This window comes from Sphaerotilus natans, from assembly GCF_900156335.1.
In the GTDB taxonomy this organism is placed as follows: Bacteria; Pseudomonadota; Gammaproteobacteria; order Burkholderiales; family Burkholderiaceae_C; genus Sphaerotilus; species Sphaerotilus natans.
Window position 1 is genome coordinate 65,811 of record NZ_FTMZ01000009.1, and the last position, 20,777, is coordinate 86,587.

The 20,777-nt window shown below is 72.6% G+C and carries 20 protein-coding genes; 8 read left to right on the top strand and 12 right to left on the bottom strand.

Annotated elements, in window-relative coordinates; all coding sequences use genetic code 11:
- Positions 1 to 5: 5 nt before the first annotated feature.
- Positions 6 to 998: a Bug family tripartite tricarboxylate transporter substrate binding protein gene (locus BW996_RS09980; protein WP_037478337.1), complete on the bottom strand. Its 993-nt coding sequence runs from the start codon at positions 996 to 998 to the stop codon at positions 6 to 8.
- A gap of 163 nt (positions 999 to 1,161) precedes the next feature.
- A complete protein-coding gene (locus BW996_RS09985) occupies positions 1,162 to 1,671 on the bottom strand; it encodes an Lrp/AsnC family transcriptional regulator (RefSeq protein ID WP_037478336.1) in 510 nt (169 codons plus the stop codon).
- A gap of 107 nt (positions 1,672 to 1,778) precedes the next feature.
- Between BW996_RS09985 and BW996_RS09990 the strand changes: the two genes are divergently transcribed.
- Both BW996_RS09990 and mmuM read left to right on the top strand, forming a co-directional pair.
- Positions 1,779 to 3,002 (top strand): trans-sulfuration enzyme family protein, encoded by a 1,224-nt coding sequence (locus tag BW996_RS09990; protein ID WP_037478367.1) that lies wholly within the window; start codon positions 1,779 to 1,781, stop codon positions 3,000 to 3,002.
- Positions 3,003 to 3,010: 8 nt separating this feature from the next.
- Positions 3,011 to 3,997 (top strand): homocysteine S-methyltransferase, encoded by a 987-nt coding sequence (gene mmuM / locus BW996_RS09995; RefSeq protein ID WP_051631556.1) that lies wholly within the window; start codon positions 3,011 to 3,013, stop codon positions 3,995 to 3,997.
- 33 nt (positions 3,998 to 4,030) lie between these two features.
- On the opposite strand, the gene BW996_RS10000 is transcribed toward mmuM, so the two are convergent.
- Both BW996_RS10000 and BW996_RS10005 read right to left on the bottom strand, forming a co-directional pair.
- Positions 4,031 to 5,422, bottom strand: a complete 1,392-nt coding sequence (locus BW996_RS10000; RefSeq protein WP_037478335.1) for a DUF1501 domain-containing protein — start codon at positions 5,420 to 5,422, stop codon at positions 4,031 to 4,033.
- Positions 5,423 to 5,448: 26 nt separating this feature from the next.
- Positions 5,449 to 7,329: a DUF1800 domain-containing protein gene (locus tag BW996_RS10005; protein ID WP_162177947.1), complete on the bottom strand. Its 1,881-nt coding sequence runs from the start codon at positions 7,327 to 7,329 to the stop codon at positions 5,449 to 5,451.
- 239 nt (positions 7,330 to 7,568) lie between these two features.
- Here BW996_RS10005 and BW996_RS10010 point away from each other — a divergent pair, with 239 nt between their 5' ends.
- On the top strand, positions 7,569 to 8,444 hold the full coding sequence (locus BW996_RS10010) for an AEC family transporter (protein ID WP_037478334.1): 876 nt from the start codon (positions 7,569 to 7,571) through the stop codon (positions 8,442 to 8,444).
- Here BW996_RS10010 and BW996_RS10015 read toward each other — a convergent pair.
- Positions 8,351 to 9,094, bottom strand: a complete 744-nt coding sequence (locus BW996_RS10015; protein ID WP_241461825.1) for a phosphatase PAP2 family protein — start codon at positions 9,092 to 9,094, stop codon at positions 8,351 to 8,353. The genes BW996_RS10010 and BW996_RS10015 overlap by 94 nt on opposite strands.
- A complete protein-coding gene (locus BW996_RS10020) occupies positions 9,091 to 10,767 on the bottom strand; it encodes a phosphoethanolamine transferase (RefSeq protein WP_051631554.1) in 1,677 nt (558 codons plus the stop codon). Before BW996_RS10020 ends, BW996_RS10015 begins: the two co-directional genes overlap by 4 nt.
- Positions 10,768 to 10,896: 129 nt before the next feature.
- Between BW996_RS10020 and BW996_RS10025 the strand changes: the two genes are divergently transcribed.
- Positions 10,897 to 11,553 (top strand): response regulator transcription factor, encoded by a 657-nt coding sequence (locus tag BW996_RS10025; RefSeq protein WP_037478331.1) that lies wholly within the window; start codon positions 10,897 to 10,899, stop codon positions 11,551 to 11,553.
- Positions 11,550 to 12,941 carry a sensor histidine kinase gene (locus BW996_RS10030; protein ID WP_076458868.1) on the top strand — a complete coding sequence of 464 codons (1,392 nt, stop codon included), beginning with the start codon at positions 11,550 to 11,552 and terminating at the stop codon, positions 12,939 to 12,941. Before BW996_RS10025 ends, BW996_RS10030 begins: the two co-directional genes overlap by 4 nt.
- On the opposite strand, the gene BW996_RS10035 is transcribed toward BW996_RS10030, so the two are convergent.
- The 4 genes from BW996_RS10035 to ocd all read right to left on the bottom strand — a co-directional run bounded on the left by BW996_RS10035 (position 12,878) and on the right by ocd (position 16,994).
- Positions 12,878 to 13,921: an MBL fold metallo-hydrolase gene (locus tag BW996_RS10035; RefSeq protein WP_051631968.1), complete on the bottom strand. Its 1,044-nt coding sequence runs from the start codon at positions 13,919 to 13,921 to the stop codon at positions 12,878 to 12,880. The two genes, BW996_RS10030 and BW996_RS10035, sit on opposite strands and share 64 nt — an antisense overlap.
- A 103-nt stretch (positions 13,922 to 14,024) precedes the next feature.
- Entirely contained in the window at positions 14,025 to 14,894 is an 870-nt protein-coding gene (locus tag BW996_RS10040) for a helix-turn-helix transcriptional regulator (protein ID WP_051631969.1), read from the bottom strand.
- Between the two features lie 56 nt (positions 14,895 to 14,950).
- Complete coding sequence (ctlX, locus tag BW996_RS10045) at positions 14,951 to 15,913, bottom strand: citrulline utilization hydrolase CtlX (RefSeq protein ID WP_037482449.1); 963 nt, start codon at positions 15,911 to 15,913, stop codon at positions 14,951 to 14,953.
- A gap of 28 nt (positions 15,914 to 15,941) precedes the next feature.
- Entirely contained in the window at positions 15,942 to 16,994 is a 1,053-nt protein-coding gene (gene ocd / locus BW996_RS10050; RefSeq protein WP_037482399.1) for an ornithine cyclodeaminase, read from the bottom strand.
- A gap of 128 nt (positions 16,995 to 17,122) precedes the next feature.
- On the opposite strand from ocd, the gene BW996_RS10055 reads away from it, so the two are divergent.
- On the top strand, positions 17,123 to 17,563 hold the full coding sequence (locus tag BW996_RS10055; RefSeq protein ID WP_037482451.1) for an Lrp/AsnC family transcriptional regulator: 441 nt from the start codon (positions 17,123 to 17,125) through the stop codon (positions 17,561 to 17,563).
- 24 nt (positions 17,564 to 17,587) lie between these two features.
- Here BW996_RS10055 and pdxR read toward each other — a convergent pair whose 3' ends face one another.
- Positions 17,588 to 19,054, bottom strand: a complete 1,467-nt coding sequence (gene pdxR / locus BW996_RS10060) for a MocR-like pyridoxine biosynthesis transcription factor PdxR (RefSeq protein WP_051631971.1) — start codon at positions 19,052 to 19,054, stop codon at positions 17,588 to 17,590.
- 124 nt (positions 19,055 to 19,178) lie between these two features.
- On the opposite strand from pdxR, the gene BW996_RS10065 reads away from it, so the two are divergent.
- Complete coding sequence (locus tag BW996_RS10065; protein ID WP_037482400.1) at positions 19,179 to 19,652, top strand: rhodanese-like domain-containing protein; 474 nt, start codon at positions 19,179 to 19,181, stop codon at positions 19,650 to 19,652.
- Positions 19,646 to 20,119, top strand: a complete 474-nt coding sequence (locus BW996_RS10070; protein WP_037482401.1) for a GNAT family N-acetyltransferase — start codon at positions 19,646 to 19,648, stop codon at positions 20,117 to 20,119. The genes BW996_RS10065 and BW996_RS10070 overlap by 7 nt, the downstream gene beginning before the upstream one ends.
- Before the next feature lie 11 nt (positions 20,120 to 20,130).
- On the opposite strand, the gene BW996_RS10075 is transcribed toward BW996_RS10070, so the two are convergent.
- Positions 20,131 to 20,757, bottom strand: coding sequence for a LysE family translocator (locus tag BW996_RS10075; protein WP_037482404.1), 627 nt, complete (start codon positions 20,755 to 20,757; stop codon positions 20,131 to 20,133).
- Between the last annotated feature and the right edge of the window lie 20 nt (positions 20,758 to 20,777).

Here is a 20,777-nt window from a genome sequence, read left to right on the forward strand (position 1 = left end):
CGGCCTCAGTCGATCGTCGCGCCGCTGAGCTTGACCAGGCGGCTCCACTTCTCGGTCTCGGTGCGCACGAAGGCGGCGAAGGCCACCGGCGTGTCGCCGACGAAGTCCGAGCCGGTCTCGGCCAGCACGCGCTGGAAGTCGGGCGACTTCATCACCTTCAGCGCCGCCTCGCTGAGCTGCTGCACGATGGGCGCCGGCGTGCCCGCGCGCACGAACAGGCCGTACCAGCCGTAGGACTCGATGCCCGGCAGGCCGGCCTCGGCCAGCGTGGGCACCTGCGGCAGCAGCGACGAGCGCTTGGCGCCGGCCGTGGCCAGCGCGCGCACCTTGCCCGAGCGGATGTGCGGCAGGATCGACGACAGGCTGTCGAACAGCATTGGCACATGGCCGGCCATCAGGTCGGAGATCGCCGGGGCCGAGCCCTTGTAGGGTACATGCGTCATCTGCGCGCGGGCGGCGTCGGCGAACAGCTCGCCGGTCAGGTGCTGCGGCGTGCCGTTGCCCGAGGAGCCGAACACGAAGCCGGGCTTGGCGCGCACCTGCGCCAGCAGACCCTGCACATCGTTCACGCCCAGGCCGGGATGGACCACCAGCACCTGCGGCACCTTGATGACGTTGGTCACCGGGATCAGGTCCTTGGCCGGATCGAAGGCCATCTTCTTGTACAGGCTCGGGTTGATGACGATCGGCGCGCTGCTGGTCACCAGCAGGGTGTGGCCGTCGGCCGGGGCCATCGTCACGGCGGCGGTGCCGATGTTGCCGCCGCTGCCGCCGCGGTTGTCGATCACGAAGGGCTTGCCCAGCAGGTCCTGCAAGCCCTTGGCCAGCGGCCGGGCGGCGATGTCGGAGGGGCCGCCCGGCGGCCAGGGCACGACCATCGTGACCGGCTTGGCGGGCCAAGCCTCGGCCTGTGCGAACAACGGCGCGCCCAGACTGAGCGCGGCCAGGCCGCCGATCACGGTGCGGCGGGAAGGATCGAAGGATTCAGGGATGGACATGGTCAGGTCTCCTCTTGCGTTGGACGAATCTCGAAGCGGTCACGCCCTGCGAGACGCGTGCCAGCGCGCGCACGGGCTGCTGCATGGGCAGCGCGCTCACGCCGCGTGCGGCCTGCCGCACGCGCACCGGTACGCGCTGTGCGATGCCTCGGACAGATTCGCTTCAGTCCCCGCCCGGCACTGGCAGCGCCAGCCCGACCTTCAGCGGCTCGATGACCACCTGCGTGGTGATACGACCGATCTGCGGCACCTGCGCCATCAGCCGCGCGCAGAGCTGGTCGTAGGCTGGCATGTCGGCCACGCGCAGGATCACCACCAGATCGTTGTCGCCGGTGGTGCTGTAGGCCTGCTGCACCGCCGGCTCCGCCGCCAGGAGCGCGCGCAGCCGCCCCAGCGCCGCGTAGTGCTCGCGCTCGAAGCCGATGCCGGCGATCAGCGTGAGACCCGCGCCCAGCGCGGCCGGATCGAGCAGCGCGACCTCGGCGCGGATCACGCCGCGCTCGCGCAGGCGCCGCAGCCGGCGCTGCACCGCCGAGGCCGACAGGCCGATCTCGGCGGCGATCGACTCGGCCGGGCGGTGGCAGTCCTGCTGCACCCGCGCGAGGATGCGGCGGTCGAAGGCATCGAGCGCAGGGCCGGGCTCGGCGGCGCTCAGGTCATCGGAATCGGACATGGAGGCGCAGTCTAGCGGCGCGCGGCCGCGCCAGGATGCCGCGCCGCAGCGCCGCGGCCCCGGCGGATGCGGCCGCACCGCGCATCACCGCCGCGAGACTGACGGGCATGAACGCCCCCTCCGATGCCCTGGCCACGCTGGCGCTGCACGCCGGCCTGCAGATCGACCCCACCACCGGCGCAATCGCGCCCGGTCTGTGCGCCTCGGTCAATCATCTGGTGAAGCCGGGCGAGGCGGCGTTCTCGGCCGAGGGCGTCGAGGATCTGGCGCAGCTGCCCTTCATGTACGCGCGCTGGACCAACCCGACGGTGCGCCAGCTCGAACAGCGCCTGGCCGCGCTGGAGGGCGGCGAGGACGCGCTGGCCACCGCCTCCGGCGTGGCCGCGATCGCCGCGGTCTGGCTGTCGCTGCTGCGCGCGGGCGACCACCTGATCGTCAGCGACGTCTGCTACGCCGGCGCCCGCGAGCTGGCCTCGCGCATGCTGCCGGACTTCGGCATCGAGGTGAGCGCCGTCAACCTCGCCGACCCGGCGGCGCTGGAGGCCGCGCTGCGCTCGAACACCCGCTGGGTCCATGCCGAGACGCCCTGCAACCCGCTGCTGCGCCTGACCGACCTGCGCGCGCTGGCCGAGCGGGTGCATGCGCACGGCGCGCGGCTGTCGGTGGACTCGACGCTGGCCACGCCGGTGGTGAGCCAGCCGCTGGCGCTGGGCGCCGATCTGGTCATCCACTCGCTGACCAAGTTCATCAACGGCCACGGCGACGCGCTGGGCGGCGCGGTGATCGGGCCGCGCGCGCTGATCGCGCAACTGCGCGCCCGCGCCGGCGTGCACCTGGGCGCAGCGCTGTCGGCGCAAGCCGCGTGGCTGATCCTGCGCGGCATCGACACGCTGGACGTGCGGCTGCGCCGCGCCTGCGACAGCGCCGGGCGCCTCGCGCGCTGGCTGCAGACGCACCCCCAGGTCGAGGCGGTCGTCTGGCCGGGCCTGGAGAGCCACCCGCAGCACGCGCTGGCGCAGCGGCAGATGCCGCTGGGCGGCGCGGTGCTGACCTTCCGCACCGCGCGGCCGCAGGCGATGGCGCGCCAGCTCGCCGCGCGGCTGCGCCGGGTGCACTACGCCTTCTCGCTCGGCCACCAGCGCAGCCTGGTCGTGCTGCTCGACACCGCGGCGATGATGGAGAGCTCCTACGATCTGCACGGCGAGGCGCTGGCCGACTACCGCCGCTGGGCCGGCGACGGCATCTTCCGCCTGAGCGTCGGCCTGGAGCACCCGGACGACCTGATCGCCGACCTCGACCAGGCGCTGAGCACGCCCCTCGACACCGAATGAATCCCGCCATGACCTCGCCCCTGACCCCGACGCCGCCCGCCGCCGAGCCCATCGATCCGATCGCCGAATGGCTGGCGCGGCGCCCGCACCTGATCCTCGACGGCGCGCTGGCCACCGAGCTGGAGCGCCGCGGCGCCGACCTGCGCGACGCGCTGTGGTCGGCGCGGCTGCTGATCGAGCAGCCCGAGCTGATCCGCGCGGTCCACCTCGACTACTTCCGCGCCGGCGCCGATGTCGCCACCAGCGCCAGCTACCAGGCCACCTTCGAGGGCTTCGCCCGGCGCGGCCTGGACGCGGAGGCCGCCGCCGCGCTGATGCGGCGCTCGGTCGAACTGGCGCAAGAGGCCCGCGCACAGTGGCTGCGCGAGCGCCCAGGCGACGACCGGCGTCCTGCGCCGCTGGTGGCCGCCTCGGTCGGCCCCTACGGCGCGATGAAGGCCGACGGCTCGGAATACCGCGGCGACTACGGCCTGGACGAGGCCGCGCTGATGGCCTTCCACCGCCCGCGCCTGGAGGTGCTGAAGGCCGCCGGCGCCGACCTGATGGCCTGCGAGACCCTGCCCTGCCTGGCCGAGGCGCGCGCGCTGGCGCGGCTGATGGACGAGCTGGGCCTGCGCGGCTGGATCAGCTTTTCCTGCCGTGACGGCGGCCACACCAGCCAGGGCGAGCCGATCGGCGACTGCGCCGGGGCGCTGGCGCCCTTCGCCTCGGTGGTGGCGATCGGCGTCAACTGCACCGCGCCGCAGCACATCGCGTCGCTGGTGCGCGCGATCCGCGCCCGCACCGAGCGGCCGGTGCTGGTCTACCCGAACGCGGGCGAGGTCTGGGACGCGCAGGCCAAGGTCTGGCGCGCCGGCCCCGAGTGCGCGCACCGCGCCTTCGACGCGCAGGCGATGGACTGGTCGGAGGCGGGCGCGCGGCTGATCGGCGGGTGCTGCCGCACCTCGCCGGCCGACATCGCCGCGCTGTGGCGGCGCTGGGCGCAGCAGGGCTAGGGCTGATCAGGGCCGAGCCGCCCCACCCGGCCGTTAGCTGACCGGCAGGAAGCCCAGCGGCGCATTGGCCGCGGTGACGAAGCGCGACAGATTGGGCAGCACCGTCGTCAGGTCGGAGGCCGAGGCGCCGAACCAGCGCGCCAGCGTCGCCGCATAGCGGTCGACCGGCGTGGTCGGCAGCAGCCGGCCCTGGCCGACATCCTCCGGCCCGCCCAGCGCCACCGTCGGCCACTGGCCGTAGAGCCGGTTGCCGTTGACCGCGCCGCCCATGACGAAATGATGGCTGCCCCAGCCATGGTCGGAGCCCCGGCCGTTGGACTGCAGGCCGCGGCCGAAGTCCGAGGCGGTGAAGGTGGTCACGTTCGAGGCCACGCCCAGCTCGACGGTGGCCTCGTGGAAGGCGGCCATCGCGCTGGCCAGCTCGCCCAGGCGCAGCGCCTGGTTGTCGAGCAGGTTGTCGTGGAAGTCGTAGCCGCCCTGAGCGACGAAGAAGATCTGGCGCCGGTGGCCCAGGCCGCTGCGCGCGGCGATCAGCTGCGCGACCATGCGCAGCTGCGCGGCCAGACCGTTGGCCGGAAACACGGTCGCGAGGGCCGGCACCGACGCCAGCGCCTCCTTGGCGCGCTGGCCGGTGGCGATCGAGCGCGCACCGATGGTGGTGTAGGCCTGCTCGAGCATGTGGCTGCGCGGCTCGGTCAGCAACTTGTTCATCGCCGTCGCCATGGCCGGATCGTGGCGCCAGTGGCCGGGGCTCATCGTCTCGATCACCACCGGGCCCTGGGTGGTGACCTGGTACTGCACCACCGAGGCGCCGGCCTGCATGATGTTGTTGCCGGCCAGGGACATGCACATCGACACGCCCGCGCCGGCGTTGTAGGCGCTGCTGGTCATGTCGGCGACCCGGCCGAGCCAGCCAGTCGTCGAGGCCCGCGTCGGCAGACCGGTCTGCCAGGAGGACTGCTGGTCCGAGTGCGAGTACAGGCCCAGCGGCGTCTGCACCGTGCGGTTCTTGTACTGGGTCAGCGTCGTCGGCCAGGCCAGCGTGCCGACATTGGCGACGATGGCGCAGCGGCCGGCATCGAACAGCGGCCGGATCGGCGCCAGCGCCGGATTGAGGCCGAGCTGCGGCCCGGTGAAGCCGCTCAGCGTCAGCGGCAGCAGCGTGGCCTGCGGCAGCGCGATCGCCGGGCGGGCGCTCAGGTAGCGCGAGTAGGCGCTCGACTCGACCGGCACGATGGTGTTGCTGTTGTCGTTGCCGCCGTGCAGGAAGATGCACACCAGCGCCTTGTGGTCGCCGGCGGTCTGCGCTGCCGCCGCACCGATGACGGCGAGGTTGGCGGCGAAGGGCGTGCCGGCCCAGGCCGTCGCCAGGGCCGTGCGGCGCAGGAAGTCGCGGCGGGCCAGATGCTTGTGGATGTAGCTCATGGGGAAGGGTCCTGTCCGTCGCGCGTTCAGCGCTGCACCACGTACTCGGGCGAGGTCATCACCAGATAGACCGCCTTCCAGACCCGCAGCCGGCGGGCGTTGGGCAGCGTCACCGGCAGGGTGTTCATCACCTCGGTGATGGTCGCCTTGGTCGAGGCGCTCATCTGCCCGGCGGTCAGCTCCAGGTCGAGCAGGCTCAGCAGCGTCTCGGCGTTGTCGGCCACCGCCTCGTAGCGGCTGTAGCTCGGCAGGATCTTGCCGCCGAAGCCGCGCTCGGCCAGGTAGGACATGAAGTTGCTGTAGCCGGTCAGCGTCGTCTCGTGGGTGATCTGGAACTCCGGCGCGGTCAGGCCGGCGCTCAGGATCGGGCCCGGCGGCGCATAGTCGGGCCGGAAGAAGTTGAAGACGCTGGGCGAGCGCTGCGGGTTCTGGCCCAGGCTGGTCACCGGATCTTCCAGATTCCAGATCGTCCAGACGCCGTCGTTCGGCTGGGCATTGAAGGCGCGCAGCCAGTGGCCGAAGCGGATCATCGGCTCGCGCAGCTTGCCGTGGCGGGCATCGGCCAGCATGGTGTCGCTGCGGGCTTCGGTGTCGAGCAGGATGGCGCGCAGCACCGCCGCCAGATCACCGCGCACGCCGCGGCCGTTGTTGGCCCAGACCGCCGCGACCCGGGCCACGTAGGCGCGGCTCGGATTGCTGGTGACGAAGCGCTTGATGAGCTGCTCGCTCATGAAGGGCGCGACGTTCGGATGGTTGGCCAGCGTGTCGAGCGCGATCTTCAGCGAGGTCGGCCCGTCGGTGCCGGCCGGGATCACCACCCCGTTGACGATCGCCTTGGCCGAGGTCGAGGTGATCGCCGGGTTGTTCATCATCGGCGCGTTCCAGGCCCGCACGCCGTTGAAGGTCCAGCCGGTGAAGACCTTGGCCATGCCCATGACCTCGGGAATGCCGTAGGTCGGGATCGGGTTGCCGCTGGCGTCGAGCTGGCGCGAGCCGTCCTGGTTGAGCTGCCACAGGCCGATGCTGAAGAGCTGCATCACCTCGCGCGCATAGTTCTCGTCGGGCAGGCGGCCGGTGGCGGCGTCTTCCTTCTGATTGTTCATGTGCGACAGGTAGATGCCCATCGCCGGACTGAGCGACACCGCCTCGAGCAGCTGGCGGTAGTTGCCGAAGGCGTGCCGGGCCAGCAGGTCGATGTAGGCGGCATGCGCGGCCGGCTGGGTGTCGATGCCGCTGTTGACCGCGCTGGTGACGAAGATCTCGGCCAGCGCGGTGGTCATGCGCTGGCGCAGCTGGTCCTGGCCGGTCACCGCCTGCGACCAGAAGCTCTCCATGAAGGCGTTGATGTGCTCCGAGGTGCCCAGCGGGCCCTTCATCGCCACATAGTCGAAGTGGCTGGGCGTGCTCAGCGGCCGGGCCAGCTGGTCGTCGATCCAGGCGGCCGGCGTCATCGTCGCGGCCCGGGCGATCTCGCTGGCGGTCGCTCCCCAGGTCGCCTGGTTCAGCAGCCGGGCGGCCTGCTTCTGCGCGGGCGTCAGCGGCGCCGGATACGGCGTGGTCGGCGGAATCAGCACCGTCGAGGCGGTGGCGTAGCAGAACTTCTTCTTGCCGAAGGCCGGATCCTTGCCGAAGGCCGGGCTGGAGCAGGCCTGGCTGCCGGTGGCATAGCGGTAGAGCCACTTGCCCGGAATGCCGTAGGCGATGCGGCGGGTGCCCTGGAAATAGCAGGTGCCCCACTCGGCAGCGCAAGGCGCGCTGGTGTAGGGCACGCCATCGATCAGAAAGGTGGTGCCGGTCTGGGCGACGGCTGGGGCGCCCGCCAGCAGCAGGCCCCCCAGTGCGGTCGCCGCGCGGGCCGCGAGGCGGATCGGCAGACGCCCGGGGCGCCGCTGTCGTCGTTCTTCCACGATCTTCTCCAAATCCTGTTGCCGCGCGAACTCCCGTTCACGCCCGATGCTTTTGCATTTTCGGCAACAGTCCGTGACATATCAGTAACCGAGCGTCAGGCGGCTGGCGAGATGCCCCCCGCAAATCAGGTGCCGGACGAGAATTCGTGTGATGCGTCACGCCCGGACACCGGGGCCAGTGTTGTCCGGGCAGCACACCCGGTCGGGCAGAGCCGGCGGGATGCGCCTATCGTGGCGCCATGCTGATGCGCATCGTCTCGATCCTGTTCCCGCTCTTCGCGATCACCGCGCTGGGCTATCTCGTCGGCCGGCGCTACCGACCCGACCTGGCCGAGGCCAACCGGCTCAACATGGAGGTCTTCACCCCGGCGCTGGTCTTCGCCGCGCTGGCCGGGCGCGAGGTCCGGCCAGCCGACGATCTGCCGCTGCTGGGTGCGACGCTGGCGGTGCTGGCCGGCAGCGGCGGCGTGGGCTGGGCGGTGGCGCGCTGGCGCGGCATCGACCCGCGCACGCTGGTGCCACCGATGATGTTCTGCAACAGCGGCAACCTTGGCCTGCCGCTGGCGGTGCTGGCCTTCGGCCCGGAGGCGCTGGCGCCGGCGGTGGTGATGTTCGCGGTGACCAATCTGGTGCACTTCTCCTTCGGCGTCTGGCTGCTGGATCACCGCGCGCGGCTGGTCGACGCCTGGCGCTCGCCCTCGGTGCTGGCGGCCTTTGCGGGCGTGGCGGTCAGCCTGTCGGGCCTGGGCGTGTGGCCGCCGCTGATGACCGCGATCCGCATGGTCGGCGACATCGCGGTGCCGCTGATGCTGCTGGCACTGGGCGTGCGGCTGGCGGACTCGCGCATCGCCGCGGTCGGCTTCGGTCTGGCCGGCGCACTGCTGCGGCCGCTGGCCGGTGCCGGCGTCGCCTGGCTGGCCGCGCTGGCCTTCGGCCTGCCCGAGCGCGAGCAGGCGATGCTGCTGATCTACGGCGCGCTGCCGCCGGCGGTGCTGAACTACATGTTCGCCGAACGCTACGCTCAGGAGCCTGACCGGGTGGCGTCGATCGTGCTGCTCGGCAACGCGATCGCGCCGCTGGTGCTGTCGGTCGCGCTGGCGGTGGCGCTGCGCTGAGCCACCACGCACAGCGCGGCGCACAGCCAGGCGCTCCACAGCGTGTGGCTGGGGTAGTGCGCGCCGCGCAGCGTCTGCGCCAGCCCGAACAGCGCCCCGGCCAGCAGCGTGCCGGCCAGCCAGACCCGCGCCAGCCGCGGCCGGTGCGCACGCAGCAGGAAATGGCCGCTCAGGAAGCAGAAGGCGCCGGCCGCGTGGCCGGACGGAAAGCAGTGGCCGGCCCCGCCATCGAACACGCCCCATGCCCAGTGCGAGACATGCAGGACCGGTGCGGCCGCCTGACCTCCGAACTCAGTCAGATCCCAGGGACAGCTGGTGGTGCTGATGCGCTTGAGGCCCGGCACCAGCAGCGCCGCGGCCAGCGTGACCGCCAGCCAGCGGCGGCGCTCGGCGCGCGACGGCCCGGCCAGCAGCGGCCGCCAGGCATCGACGGCCAGCAGCGCCAGCAGCACCCAGCCGAGCCGGCGGCCGCCGTCATGCAGCAGCGTGCTGGTCCACCAGGCCTGGCGCAGCGGAAAGCCGCCGGCATCGCCCAGCAGGCGCATCACCGTCAGGTCCAGCCCGGAGGCATCCCAGGCCAGCACCGCCAGCAGCGTCGCCAGCAGAATCTGCAGGTCACGCCGGTGCACGGCCATGGGTGTGGGCGTCACGAGCGGCGGCATCCGGCCAGCAGGTCCAGCGCCGGCTCGTGCAGCGCGGTGCGCACGTCGAGCAGGCCCAGCAGCGTGTGGAACAGATGGTCATGCGCGGCCGGCTGCGCGGCGCGCCGGCGCAGGCAGTCGAGATCGATCCGCTCCTGGCGCGCCAGGCCGTCGGAGAACCACATCACCATCGGCACGCGCTTCTGCACCTCCGGCGCGATCGCCCAGGGCAGGCCGTGCAGATAGAGGTTCGACTCGCCCAGCGACTCGCCGTGGTCGGAGAGATAGATCATCGCGGTGTCGACCTGGTCGGACTGCGCCTGCGCCTTCAGCCGCACGATCAGCGTCGCCAGCACATGGTCGGTGTAGAGCAGCGCGTTGTCGTAGGCGTTGGCGATGGCGGTGCTGTCGCACTGGCGCAGGTCGTCGCTCGGGCAGGCCGGCTGGAAGCGGGCGAAGCGCTCGGGGTAGCGGCGGAAATAGGCCGGGCCGTGGTTGCCGAGCATGTGCAGCACGATGAGGCCGCTGCCCTGGGCGCGGGCCAGCCGCTCGTCCAGGCCCGCCAGCAGCGCCTCGTCGAGGCAGCGGCCGTCGGCGCACAGGCCCGGCGGGTTGATCTGGACCATCTCCTGGCTGGGCAGGCCGTCGCAGACGCCCTTGCAGCCGGACTGGTTGTCGCGCCACAGCACCTCGACGCCGGCCCGCGCGAGCACATGCAGCAGCGACTCGCTGCCGCGGATGCGCGCCTCGTCGTAGTCGCGTCGGCCCACCGGCGCGAACATGCACGGCACCGAGACCTCGGTGTTGGTGCCGCAGCTCGACACCTGCGGGAAGTTGATCAGGCCGGGCACGGCCGCCAGCTCCGGCGTGGTCTGGCGCGCGTGGCCGTTCAGACCCCAGTTGGCGGCGCGGGCCGTCTCGCCGACGACCAGGACGACGCGCATCGGCCGGGTGCGCGCGCTCATGCGCGGCCCCGGCGCGGCGTCCAGACCGATCGCCTGGCGCGGCTTGGCCGCGCCCTTGAGGTCGGCGGCGACGACGCTGCCGGTCGACCAGACCAGATTGGCCGGCGTGACCAGATAGCGCAGATCACGCTGGTTGCGCATCATCGACGACAGCGGCCGGAACTCGACCAGGATCGCCGCCACCAGCAGCAGCAGCGCGCCCAGCAGCCACAGCGCACGCCGGCCCTGCGCGCGCCAGAACGGCAGCCGGCGCAGCGGCACCCGCCACATCAGCGCCGCGGGCAGCACGCCCTTGAACAGCAGGCTGGCCAGCAGCGCCAGGCCGATCAGCTCGCCGGCCTCGGCCGGATCGGTGCGCAGCGCGTTGCGCAGCATCGACGGATCGAGATAGATGCCGAAGGTCGCGATGAAGTGGGAGCCGCCAGCGGCGAGCAGGATCAGAAGCGCCGCCACCGGCTTGAGCAGCCGGCCGTGGCACATCAGGCCCAGCACCAGGAAGTTCAGCGCCAGCAGCGCCACGGCCAGCGTCAGACCCCAGCCCCAGGAGGACGGATCACCGAGCGAGCGGCCGGTCAGCGCCTGACGGAAGAAGGCGGAGTTGGCGCTGAGCAAGAACACGCTGATGGCCAGCAGCAGCCCTTCCGCCGACCACGATCGGCGCCAGGACGGCGGCAGCCGCACCGGGGCGGGAAGAGCGAAGAAGGCGGAAAGATTCATGCAGTCGACATGTCCAGGGCGCCCGATTGCGCCGAGCACCGATGAAGCCAGCCTGAACCTGCGTGAAGGTGCAGCCGCCCGCCGGGACATCGCCCCGCAGCGGGGGCGGAAATGCTAGCGTCGCGCGTCATGAGACTGCTCCTTCTTGAAGACGACCCCATCCTCGGCGAAGGCCTGCGCGATTTCCTGCGGGTGGAAGGCCACGGCGTCGACTGGTTCCAGCGCCTCGGCGACGCCATGCTGATGGCCGGCGAGCCCTATGACGCGCTGCTGGTCGACTGGCAGCTGCCCGACGGCTCCGGCATCGACTGGGTGCGCACGCTGCGCCGGCGCGGCCTGAGCACGCCGATCCTGATGCTGACCGCGCGCGACCGGCTCGGCGACCGCATCAACGGCCTGGACGCCGGTGCCGACGACTACCTGGTCAAGCCCTTCGAGCCGGAGGAAATGGCCGCGCGGCTGCGTGCGGTCTGCCGCCGCTCGGCCGGCAGCGCCAGCGACGTGCGGCGCATCGGCGCGGTCGAGATCGAGCTGAGCGGGCGCACCGCCCGGCTCGAGGGCCGGCGCGTCGAGCTGACCGCGCGCGAATGGGCGGTGCTGGAGGCGCTGGTGCTGCGCGCCGGGCGCATCGTCTCGAAGACCGATCTGGACGCGCTGGTGCTGGGCAACGATGCCGAGGTCGTCAGCAATGCGCTGGAGGTGCACATCTCGGCGCTGCGGCGCAAGCTCGGCCGCGAGCTGATCGAGACGGTGCGCGGCATGGGCTACCGGCTGGCGACGGCATGAGCCGCACCGCCGCCGCAGTGCAGTCGATCGGTGCCCGGCTGTCGTCGGCGCTGCTGTGGATCGCCGTCACCTGGGGCCTGCTGGCGGCGCTGGCGGTCTGGCTGGTGGTCGAGCACGAGGTCGACGAGCTGCTCGATGACGCGCTGATCGCCTCGGCCGGGCTGATCTCCGGCCTGCTGCCGGATGCGGCCACCCAGGACGCGGTGCTGCGGCAGGCCGCGGCCACCGTCTCGCTGGCGCCGGGCAGCAGCCGCTTCTCCTGGCAGGTGGTCGACCGGGGCGAGCATGTGGTGATCCGCTCGTCGCGGGCGCCGACCGAGCCGCTGCTGCCGCGCCACCGCGAAGGCCTGAGCCATTCGCCCGAGGGCTGGCGGGTCTATGGCCTGGCGCTCGGCCGCGAGGGGCGCATTCTCTATGTCGCCCAGTCGCGCGAGGAGCGGCTGGAGGCGCTGGGCGATGTCACGCTGGGCACGCTGGTGGCGGCGCTGCTGGTCGGCGTCGGCGGCGCGACCGCGCTGCGCCGGCGCGCCCGGCGCGAGCTGCTGCCGCTCGACCAGCTCTCGGCGCAGGTGCAGCACCATGATCCGATGGACAGCGGCACCGCGCTGCCGCCGGCCGAGCGGGTGGAGCTGCAGCCGATCCGCGACGCGATCGACGAGCTGGGCCGGCGCCTGGCGCAGCGCATCCGCCAGGAGCGCGCGGTGGTCGCGCATGCGGCCCACGCGCTGCGCACCCCGCTGGCCGGCATGGACGCGCAGCTGGCGGTGGCCCTGCGCGAATGCCCGCCGGAGGCGAGCGGCACCCACCAGCGCCTGCAGCGCACCCGCGAGGCCGCCGCGCGGCTGGCGCGGGTGGTGACCGCGCTGCTGACGCTGTTCCGCTCCGGGGTGGACATCGAGCGCCGGCCGGTGGATGCCGCCGAGCTGCTGGCCGACATCCCGATGCCGGGCCTGCGGCTGGACTTTGCCCCGGCCTTCACGACGGAGGGACCGACACGCGCCGAACCCCTGTACGCCGATGCGGACCTGCTCACCGCCGCGCTGGCCAATCTGCTCGACAACGCGGTGCGCCACGGCGCGCGCCAGGTCAGCGTCGAGTCGGTCGACGCCGGCCTGCGTCTGATCGACGACGGACCCGGCATCGAGCCGGCGCGGCTGCAGGCGCTGCAGCAGGCGCTCGACACCCAGGCCTACGAGGGCCGCACCGGCCTGGGCCTGATGCTGGCCGACCTGGTGGCGCGTGCGCACGGCGGCAGACTGAGCCTGGGCCCCTCGCCCTACGGCTGCGGTCTGGCGGTGACGTTGACGCTGGGCGAGCCGGCAGATCAGCGCGACGACGGCGCCGTCGCGGCCGGCAGCGGACCGTACTCGGCCGGCACCCAGCGGTAGGCCTCGCCCTCGCGGCCGACCCGGCCCAGGCCGGGGAAGGGCAGGTGCGCGCCGGCGATCGACCAGCCCTCGCGCACCGCCTGCTCGAACACCTTGCGCCGGGTCGCGATCGCCTGCGCCGGATCGGTGTCGAACTCGATGCTGACCGCCGGCCGTGCGAACTGCACCGCATGCGAGTGCACCAGATCACCCCAGACCAGCAGCCGGCGCCCCTGCGACTCGACCAGGAAGGAGCTGTGGCCGGGCGTGTGGCCGTTCGTCGCCATCGCGGTGACGCCGGGCAGCAGCACCTCGCCCGGCGCGAAGGTCGACAGCCGGCCGGCCTCGCGGTAAGGCGCCACCGCCTCGCTCGCCATCCGGAAGAAGCCCTGCATCTCCTTGGGCGCACCGGCGGCGATCTTCTCGTCGAGCCAGAAACCGGCATCGCGTTCAGCCACCCGCACGGTCGCGTTCGGGAAGGCCGCACGGCCCTGCGCGTCGCGTAGGCCGCAGAGGTGGTCGGCGTGCATGTGGGTCAGCAGCACCGTGTCGACCTGCTCGGGCCGGTAGCCGGCGGCCTTCAGGTTGTCCTGGATGCGGCCCAGCGTCGGGCCGAAGCACGACGCGGCACCCGCATCGACCAGCACCAGCTTCTGCCCGGTGTGGATCAGGAAGGCGTTGACCGCGGTCTGCACGCCCGGCGTGCTCTCCAGGAACATGCGCGCCAGCAGCGTCTGGATCTCGTCGGCGGCCAGGCCCTTGAGCAGCCCCGGCGCCAGCGGCACGACGCCATCGAACAGCGCGGTGACCTCGAAGTCGCCGAAGGCGGCGCGGTAGTAGCCCGGCACCTGGCTGCGCTGCTGCGCGGGCGGCGCGGCCTGCGCCTCGGCCAGCGGGGCCAGCGTCGCGCCCAGCGCGACCAGCGGCAGCAGCGCGGCGGCCACGGCGCGGCGCAGCGGGAATCTTGTGGTCTTCTTCGTCGTCTTCGGCATGATCGTCATCGGAATCTCTCCTGGGAGGGTCGGCACATCGATGTCGACAGCGTAGGCGGGCCGACGTGCGTGCAGCGCTCAGAGTCGTGCGCGAAACGCTCAGGCCCGGTGCTCAGGCCGCCAGCGGCTCGGGCAGCGGCACGCCCAGGCCGAGGCGCGAGGGCTCGACGCCGTAGCGCTCGCCGAAGCGGCGCACGAAGCTCGACACCGAGCGATAGCCCACGCGCTGCGCCACCGTCTTGACCGGCAGCCGCGTGGTGTAGAGCAGCTGCAGCGCGCAGGCCAGCCGCGCCTCGACCAGCACCCGGCGCAGGCTGGTGCCCTCGTCGGCCAGGCGCCGGCGCAGCGTCGCGCCGCTCAGATGGGTGGCGCGCTCGATGTCGTCGGAGCTCCAGTCCCGCGCCGGGCGCTCGGCGACCATCGCGTGGATGCGTGCGGCCAGCCGCAGCTCGACCGGCGCGAGCAGGCCGGCGTGGCCCAGCTCGCACAGCCTCAGCACCAGCCCGAGCAGCGCATGATCGGCCTGCAGCGTGCGGCGCTGCTCGACGGCCAGCGCCCACTGCAGCCAGCCTTCGGCCAGCTCCGGGTGCGTGCCCAGCGTCAGCACCGCCGACACGCCGGGCTGCCCCGGCGGCGGCGCGCGCCAGAGCCGGCGTGCGGCCTCGCGCACCGGCTCTGGCACCACCAGGCCGATGGCGATGTATTCACCCGCGGCAGCATCGGGCAGGTTCTCCATGTCGATCTGACGCGCGCCCGGCACCAGCAGCAGCTCGCCGGAGCCGACAGCCAGCCGCAGTTCGCCGTCGCGCAGCCGCTTGTGCCCGACCAGCGGCAGCACCAGCAGCGGCCCGCCCAGCTCAGCCGACCTGATCGCATGGCCCTGCACCGCGCGGATGCAGCCGCACGGCGGCTGGCGCTCGTCGCGTGCCAGCGCCAGCAGTCGCGACAGCAGCAGATCGATCGGGGCGGCGGGAGCATTCATCGGCGGACCTCGGCAGATTCCCGCGCATGATGCCGCGGGCAGGCCCGGCACGCCGCTCAGGCGCCCGACGGACGCGGCGCCAGGTGAATGCCGGCGAGCATGCAGCGCACCGAGCCGCCGGCGCGCTCGATCGTCGGCACCGCCAGCGGCAGCAGCGGCGCGCTGCGCTCGATGCGCTGGCGCTGCGCCGGGGTCAGCGCCGCAGCCGCCCGCGCCGACAGCGCCAGCCGGCGCCCGCCCTCGCGGGTGGACAGCTCCAGCGCATTGCCGGCGAACTCGCGGATCTGTGCCTCGCTCAGCGTGATGATGTCGCGGCCGCTGTCGTGCAGCCGGCGCAGCACCTCGGCGCGCTGCCCCGGCGAGGCGATCAGGTCGGCGCCCACCAGCACGAAGTCGGTGGCGATGCACATCAGCACGTTGGTGTGATAGACCGGCCGGCCGTCGGCGTCGGCGGTGTCGAAGAGCACCGGCTCGTAGCCGAACTGGGCGCAGAAGCGCTCGAGCAGCACCGGATCGGCCCGCCGCGAGCGCGCCACCCAGGCCAGGCGGCCGACCTGGTCCAGCACCATCGCGCCCGTCCCTTCCAGGAAGCGGTCATCGGGCTCGTGGCCGCTGTAATCGACCACGTCGCTGACGCGGTAGTAGCGCTTGAGCCACTCGATGATGTCGGCGCGGCGCTCGCGGCGTCGGTTGGGCGAACACATCGGATAGAGCGCCACCCGGCCGCCGGCATGGGTGGAGAACCAGTTGTTCGGGAAGACCGCGTCGGGCGTGTCGTGGCGGCCGTCGTCGTCGAAGCGGTGCACGGTGACGCCGGCCGACTCCAGCCGGTGCACCGCCGCGTCGAACTCGTCGCGGGCCTGGCGGGCAATGCGGGCAGTCTCGGCCGACGCGCCACACGCGCCGCTCTGGAAGGCGTTGTCGGCCGCGGTCTCGGGATTGGGGTGGAATCGGTGCGGTCGCACCATCACCACGGCGGCTGGGGCCTGCACCGAGGCAGGCAGACGGGGGGCGTGCATCAGGGCCTCCATGCGAATCGCTCCCCGCTCAGGCCGCGCGGCGCAGCGCCCGGCGAGCGCGACCCCGGCGGGTGTGGCGGAACAGGTCCTTCGGATCGTCGGCCGAGGGCACCAGCTCGATCGTCTCGCCCAGGCCGAGCGCCTCGGCCCGGGCGGCCACCAGCCGCAGCGTCGAGAAGTCCTCCAGCGCGAAGCCGACCGAATCGAAGACCGTCACCTGCTCCGCCCGCTGGCGGCCCTCGACCTGGCCGGCCAGCACCCGCCACAGGTCCACGACGGGAAAGTCGGCCGGCAGCTGCTGGATGTCGCCCTCGATGCGGGTCTGCGGCTCGTATTCGACGAAGACCCGCGCTCCCCACAGCACGTCGGCATGCAGCTCGGTCTTGCCGGGGCAGTCGCCGCCAACGGCGTTGAGGTGCATGCCTGGCTCGATCATGTCCGGCGTCAGGATGGTGGCGCGGGTCTTGTCGGCGGTGATCGTCGTGACGATATCGGCGCCGCGCACCGCCTCATGCGTGCTGGCGGCGCGGCGCACCCGCAGGCGGGGTGCGGCCTGTGCGAGGTTGCGCATCAGCTTGTCGGTCGCGGCCGGGTCGACGTCGAAGGCGACGATCTCCTTGATGCCCAGGTGGGCGTGGAAGGCCAGCGCCTGGAACTCGGCCTGCGCGCCGTTGCCGATCAGCGCCAGCCGCCGCGCGTCCGGCCGCGCCAGCGCACGCGCGGCCATCAGCGAGGTCGCGGCGGTGCGCAGCGCGGTGGCCAGCGTCAGCTCCGACAGCAGCACCGGCCAGCCGGTCTCGACATCGGCCAGCACGCCGAAGGCCATCACGGTGTAGAGGCCGCGCCGGGTGTTGGCCGGGTGGCCGTTGACGTACTTGAAGGCGTAGCGCTGGCGGTCGGCCGCCGGCATCAGCTCGATCACGCCGACCTCGGAATGGCTGGCCACGCGGGCGGACTTGTCGAACTCGGGCCAGCGCACGAAGTCGGCGGCGATGGCGTCAGCCAGATCGCCCAGAAAGGTCTCGAGGCCGCATTCGGCCACCAGATCGGCCATCGTGGCCACGTCGATGAAGCGGGTCATGGGGGGCTCCCCTGCCGGAAAGGTTGTGGGATGCCTGAGATTCTTCCGGCGCCCTCTGCCAGAAAGAAGCCCACAGACCGATCGAAGTGCTCGCAAAATCGAGCATTCAGATCACCGCACCGCGCAACATGAGCCGTTCATCGACGAGCCTCGACGAGACCGACCTGAAGCTGATCGCGCTGCTGCGCCGCGACGCACGCACGCCGGTGGTGGCGCTGGCGCGGGCGCTGGGCGTGACCCGCGCGACGGTGCAGAACCGCATCGCGCGGCTGGAGCGCGAGGGCACGATCGTCGGCTACACCGTGCAGCTGCGCCCGGACGTCGAGCGCCACGCCATCCGCGCGGTCATGAGCATCGCGGTGGAGGGCAACCGCGCCGCCGAGGTCCGCCACGCGCTGACCGGCCACCCCAACGTCGTGGCGCTGCACACCACCAACGGCCGCTGGGACCTGATCGCCGAGCTGCGCACCGACAGCCTGCAGGCATTCGACCAAGTGCTCAACACGGTGCGGCTGCTCGACGGCATCTCGACGACCGAGACCAGCCTGCTGCTGGGGACCTACAAGTAGGCGGCAGGCGGCGCCGGACTCAGCTCAGGCGTCGCGGCCATCCTGGACAGGCAGGGCCGCCAGGGCCGCGACCGCGCCCTCGATGGCCTGGGGCGTCAGCGCCGCGAAGCCCAGACGCCAGCCCTCGGTACGCGGGGCCGCGTGATAGAGATCCCCGAGGCTGGGCGTGGCGATGCCCTGCTGCGCGGCGGCGCGCGTCAGGCGCTCTTCGCTGCCCGGCGGCAGGCGCACCGCCATCTGCAGGCCGCCGCGGCTGTCGAGCGGCTCGGCCCAGGGCAGACGGGTGTGCAGGGCCTGCAGCAGCGCGTCGCGCCGGCCGCGGTAGAGCTGGCGCATCAGCCGCAGGTGGGCCGCGAAGTGGCCCTGGTCCATGAAGTCCGCCGCCACCGCCTGCATCGGCTGCGAAGGGTGGCCGTCGCAAATGGTGCGCGCCGTCACCAGGGGCGCCACCAGCGCCTCGGGCAGCACCATGTAGGCCAGCCGCACCGACGGGAACAGCGACTTGGAGAAGGTGCCGATGTAGATCACCCGCCCCTGCTCGTCCAGCCCCTGCAGCGCGGGCATGGGCAGGTGGTCATAGAGAAATTCGCTGTCGTAGTCGTCCTCGATCAGCCAGGCGCTGCTGGTGCGGGCGTGGGCGATGAAGGCCAGCCGCCGCTCCAGCGACAGGGCCCGCCCGGTGGGGAACTGGTGCGAGGGCGTCAGGTAGACCAGGCACGGACGGGGACGCGACGGGTCCAGCGTGGCGCCGTGCTCGTCCAGCGCCATGTCCACCAGCCGGGCGCCGGCGGCGGCAAAGGCGGTGCGAGCGCCGGGGTAGCCGGGATCCTCCATCCACACCGCGTCGCCCTCGTCCAGCAGCGTGGACGCCAGCAGCTGCAGTGCCTGCTGCGAACTGGTCAGCACCAGCACCTGGGCCGCGGTGCAGCGCACGCCGCGCGACTGCGCGAGGTAGCGCGCGATGGCCTCGCGCAGCGCCGGCAGGCCTTGCGGGTCGCCGTAGAACATCAGCGCCGCCGCGTCGCGGCGCAGCCGCCGCTGCATGAGCTGGCGCCACAGGTCGGTGGGAAAGGCCTGCAGGTCCGGGCTGCCGGCCACGAAGGCACGCGGCCGGTCCGGCTCGGCGCAGCCGCCGGTGCCCACCATGCGCTGGCCGCGCCGTGACAGCAGCGCGGTGCCTTCCGGCACCGCCCGCGCCATCGCCGCGCGCACGGTGGCCCGCGTGGCCGCCGCGCCCATGTCGATGGCGATGAAGCTGCCCCGGCCGACCTGGCGACACAGATAGCCCTCGGCCTCGAGCTGGCCGTAGGCGGCCTCCACCGTCACGCGCGACAGGCCCAGGTCCTGCGCCAGATCGCGGCTGCTGGGCAGGCGCTCGCCCAGCCGGGTCTGACCGCTGCGCACCGCCTCGCGCAACGCCGCGCACAGGCGCTCGCGCCGGCCGTGACCGGTCTGGCCTTCGAACAGCTGCAGCAGCAGGCGCGGCTTCATGGCGGACAGTCTCCCAGGAAAATGGGTCTCATCAACTGCAACAGATTGGAATTATCGATAAGACCATGACGGCGCACACTGGCTGCATCCATCCCAAGCAAGCTGCTGACCCGAGAGGCCCACGATGTCATTGCCCGCCACGCCCGCCGCTGTCGTCTCCCATGTGCTGGCCTTTCCGGCACCCACGCCCGAGCAGTCGTGCGACTACATGGCCGCCAAGCTCAGCTACCACGCCGATGCCTGGGACGTGGCCGAAGACCTGCGCAACGGCATCGAGGCCATCGTCGTCATCGACACCCGCTCGGCTGCGCACTACGCCGCAGGCCATGTGCCCGGCGCGGTCAGCTTCCCGCACCGCACCATGGACGCGCAGAGCACCGCGCAGCTCGACCGCAGCAAGGTCTATGTGACCTACTGCGACGGCATCGGCTGCAACGGCTCCACCAAGGGCGCCTACAAGCTGGCGCGGCTGGGTTTCCAGGTCAAGGAAATGCTGGGCGGGCTGGATTTCTGGATCCGCGACGGCCAGCCGGTGGCCACCGGCCCCGAGCCGGGCCGGATGCCGGCCGCCCGGCCCGCCATCGAGTGCGCATGCTGACGCGGCGCCCGTCGCCCGCAGCGTGGCGGTTGCGCCCGGCCGATGCGGCCGACGCGCCGGTGCTGGCACAGCTCTGCGCAGCGCACGCGGAGCACGAGCGCATCCCGCACCGCACCGAAGGCCACGCCGATCGGCTGGCCCGGGCGCTGGAGGCCGGCCGGCTGCAGATGTGGCTGGGCCAGCTGGACAGCACGCCGGCGGGCTACGCCAGCGCCACGCTGGACTTCTCCACGCTGGCCGGCGCGCCGTTCCTGCATCTGGACTGTCTGTACCTGGTGCCCGCCGCGCGCGGCCGGGGCCTGGGCGCGGAACTGCTGGCCGCGGTGGCCGCCCAGGCCCGCGCCCAGGGCTGCCGGCAGATGCAGTGGCAGACCCCGGTCTGGAACACGCAGGCCATCCGCTTCTATGACCGGCTGGGCGCGACCCGGCGGGACAAGTGCCGCTACACGCTGGATCTTGCGCACTGAAGACCGCGGATCTACCCGAAGGCGTGCCGTGCCAGCTGCTCGGCCAGCAGCAGCAGCGCCACCGCGATCATCGCCACGCCCGACAGGCGGCTGACCCGGCGTGCGGCCGCCGGCCGGCTGCGCAGCACCCACCGCGAGGCCACCGCCACCAGCGAATAGACCACCGCGCAGTTGATCATCTGCACCAGCCCCAGCGCGCCGATCTGCAGCTCCACCGCCCACGGCGCCTGGGCGCGGGTGAACTGCGGCAGCAGCGCCAGCATCAGCAACAGCGCCTTCGGGTTCATGCCGCTGACGAAGAAGCCGCGCCGCACCCAGTCCTGCGCCCGCCCCGCCGCGCCCTGCCCCGCCTCGGGCACCGCCGGATGGCGGATGACCTGCGCGCCCAGCCACAGCAGATAGGCCGCGCCGGCCAGGCTCATCAGCGTCAGCAGCTCCGGGTGCCGGGTCACCAGCGCGCCGACCCCGGCCGCCACCACCAGCGTGATCGCCAGATAGCCCAGCAGCATGCCGGCGATCGCCGGCGCGATGGCGCGCTCGCGCAGGCCGGCGGCGATCGCGTAGGCCCAGTCGGCGCCGGGCACCAGCACCAGCGAGATCGACACGGCCCAGAACGCGAGCAGCAGAGCGGCGGACATCGTGGTTTCCTTTCATCCTG

Coding starts and splice junctions, on each gene's coding strand:
- BW996_RS10010 (WP_037478334.1), top strand. CDS start 7,569: ATGCTGATGCGCATCGTCTCGATCCTGTTCCCGCTCTTCGCGATCACC.
- BW996_RS09980 (WP_037478337.1), bottom strand. CDS start 998: ATGTCCATCCCTGAATCCTTCGATCCTTCCCGCCGCACCGTGATCGGC.
- BW996_RS10055 (WP_037482451.1), top strand. CDS start 17,123: ATGAGCCGTTCATCGACGAGCCTCGACGAGACCGACCTGAAGCTGATC.
- ocd (WP_037482399.1), bottom strand. CDS start 16,994: ATGACCCGCTTCATCGACGTGGCCACGATGGCCGATCTGGTGGCCGAA.
- BW996_RS10070 (WP_037482401.1), top strand. CDS start 19,646: ATGCTGACGCGGCGCCCGTCGCCCGCAGCGTGGCGGTTGCGCCCGGCC.
- ctlX (WP_037482449.1), bottom strand. CDS start 15,913: ATGCACGCCCCCCGTCTGCCTGCCTCGGTGCAGGCCCCAGCCGCCGTG.
- BW996_RS10035 (WP_051631968.1), bottom strand. CDS start 13,921: ATGACGATCATGCCGAAGACGACGAAGAAGACCACAAGATTCCCGCTG.
- BW996_RS10040 (WP_051631969.1), bottom strand. CDS start 14,894: ATGAATGCTCCCGCCGCCCCGATCGATCTGCTGCTGTCGCGACTGCTG.
- BW996_RS10065 (WP_037482400.1), top strand. CDS start 19,179: ATGTCATTGCCCGCCACGCCCGCCGCTGTCGTCTCCCATGTGCTGGCC.
- BW996_RS10030 (WP_076458868.1), top strand. CDS start 11,550: ATGAGCCGCACCGCCGCCGCAGTGCAGTCGATCGGTGCCCGGCTGTCG.
- BW996_RS10025 (WP_037478331.1), top strand. CDS start 10,897: ATGAGACTGCTCCTTCTTGAAGACGACCCCATCCTCGGCGAAGGCCTG.
- BW996_RS09990 (WP_037478367.1), top strand. CDS start 1,779: ATGAACGCCCCCTCCGATGCCCTGGCCACGCTGGCGCTGCACGCCGGC.
- BW996_RS09985 (WP_037478336.1), bottom strand. CDS start 1,671: ATGTCCGATTCCGATGACCTGAGCGCCGCCGAGCCCGGCCCTGCGCTC.
- mmuM (WP_051631556.1), top strand. CDS start 3,011: ATGACCTCGCCCCTGACCCCGACGCCGCCCGCCGCCGAGCCCATCGAT.
- BW996_RS10075 (WP_037482404.1), bottom strand. CDS start 20,757: ATGTCCGCCGCTCTGCTGCTCGCGTTCTGGGCCGTGTCGATCTCGCTG.
- BW996_RS10000 (WP_037478335.1), bottom strand. CDS start 5,422: ATGAGCTACATCCACAAGCATCTGGCCCGCCGCGACTTCCTGCGCCGC.
- pdxR (WP_051631971.1), bottom strand. CDS start 19,054: ATGAAGCCGCGCCTGCTGCTGCAGCTGTTCGAAGGCCAGACCGGTCAC.
- BW996_RS10020 (WP_051631554.1), bottom strand. CDS start 10,767: ATGAATCTTTCCGCCTTCTTCGCTCTTCCCGCCCCGGTGCGGCTGCCG.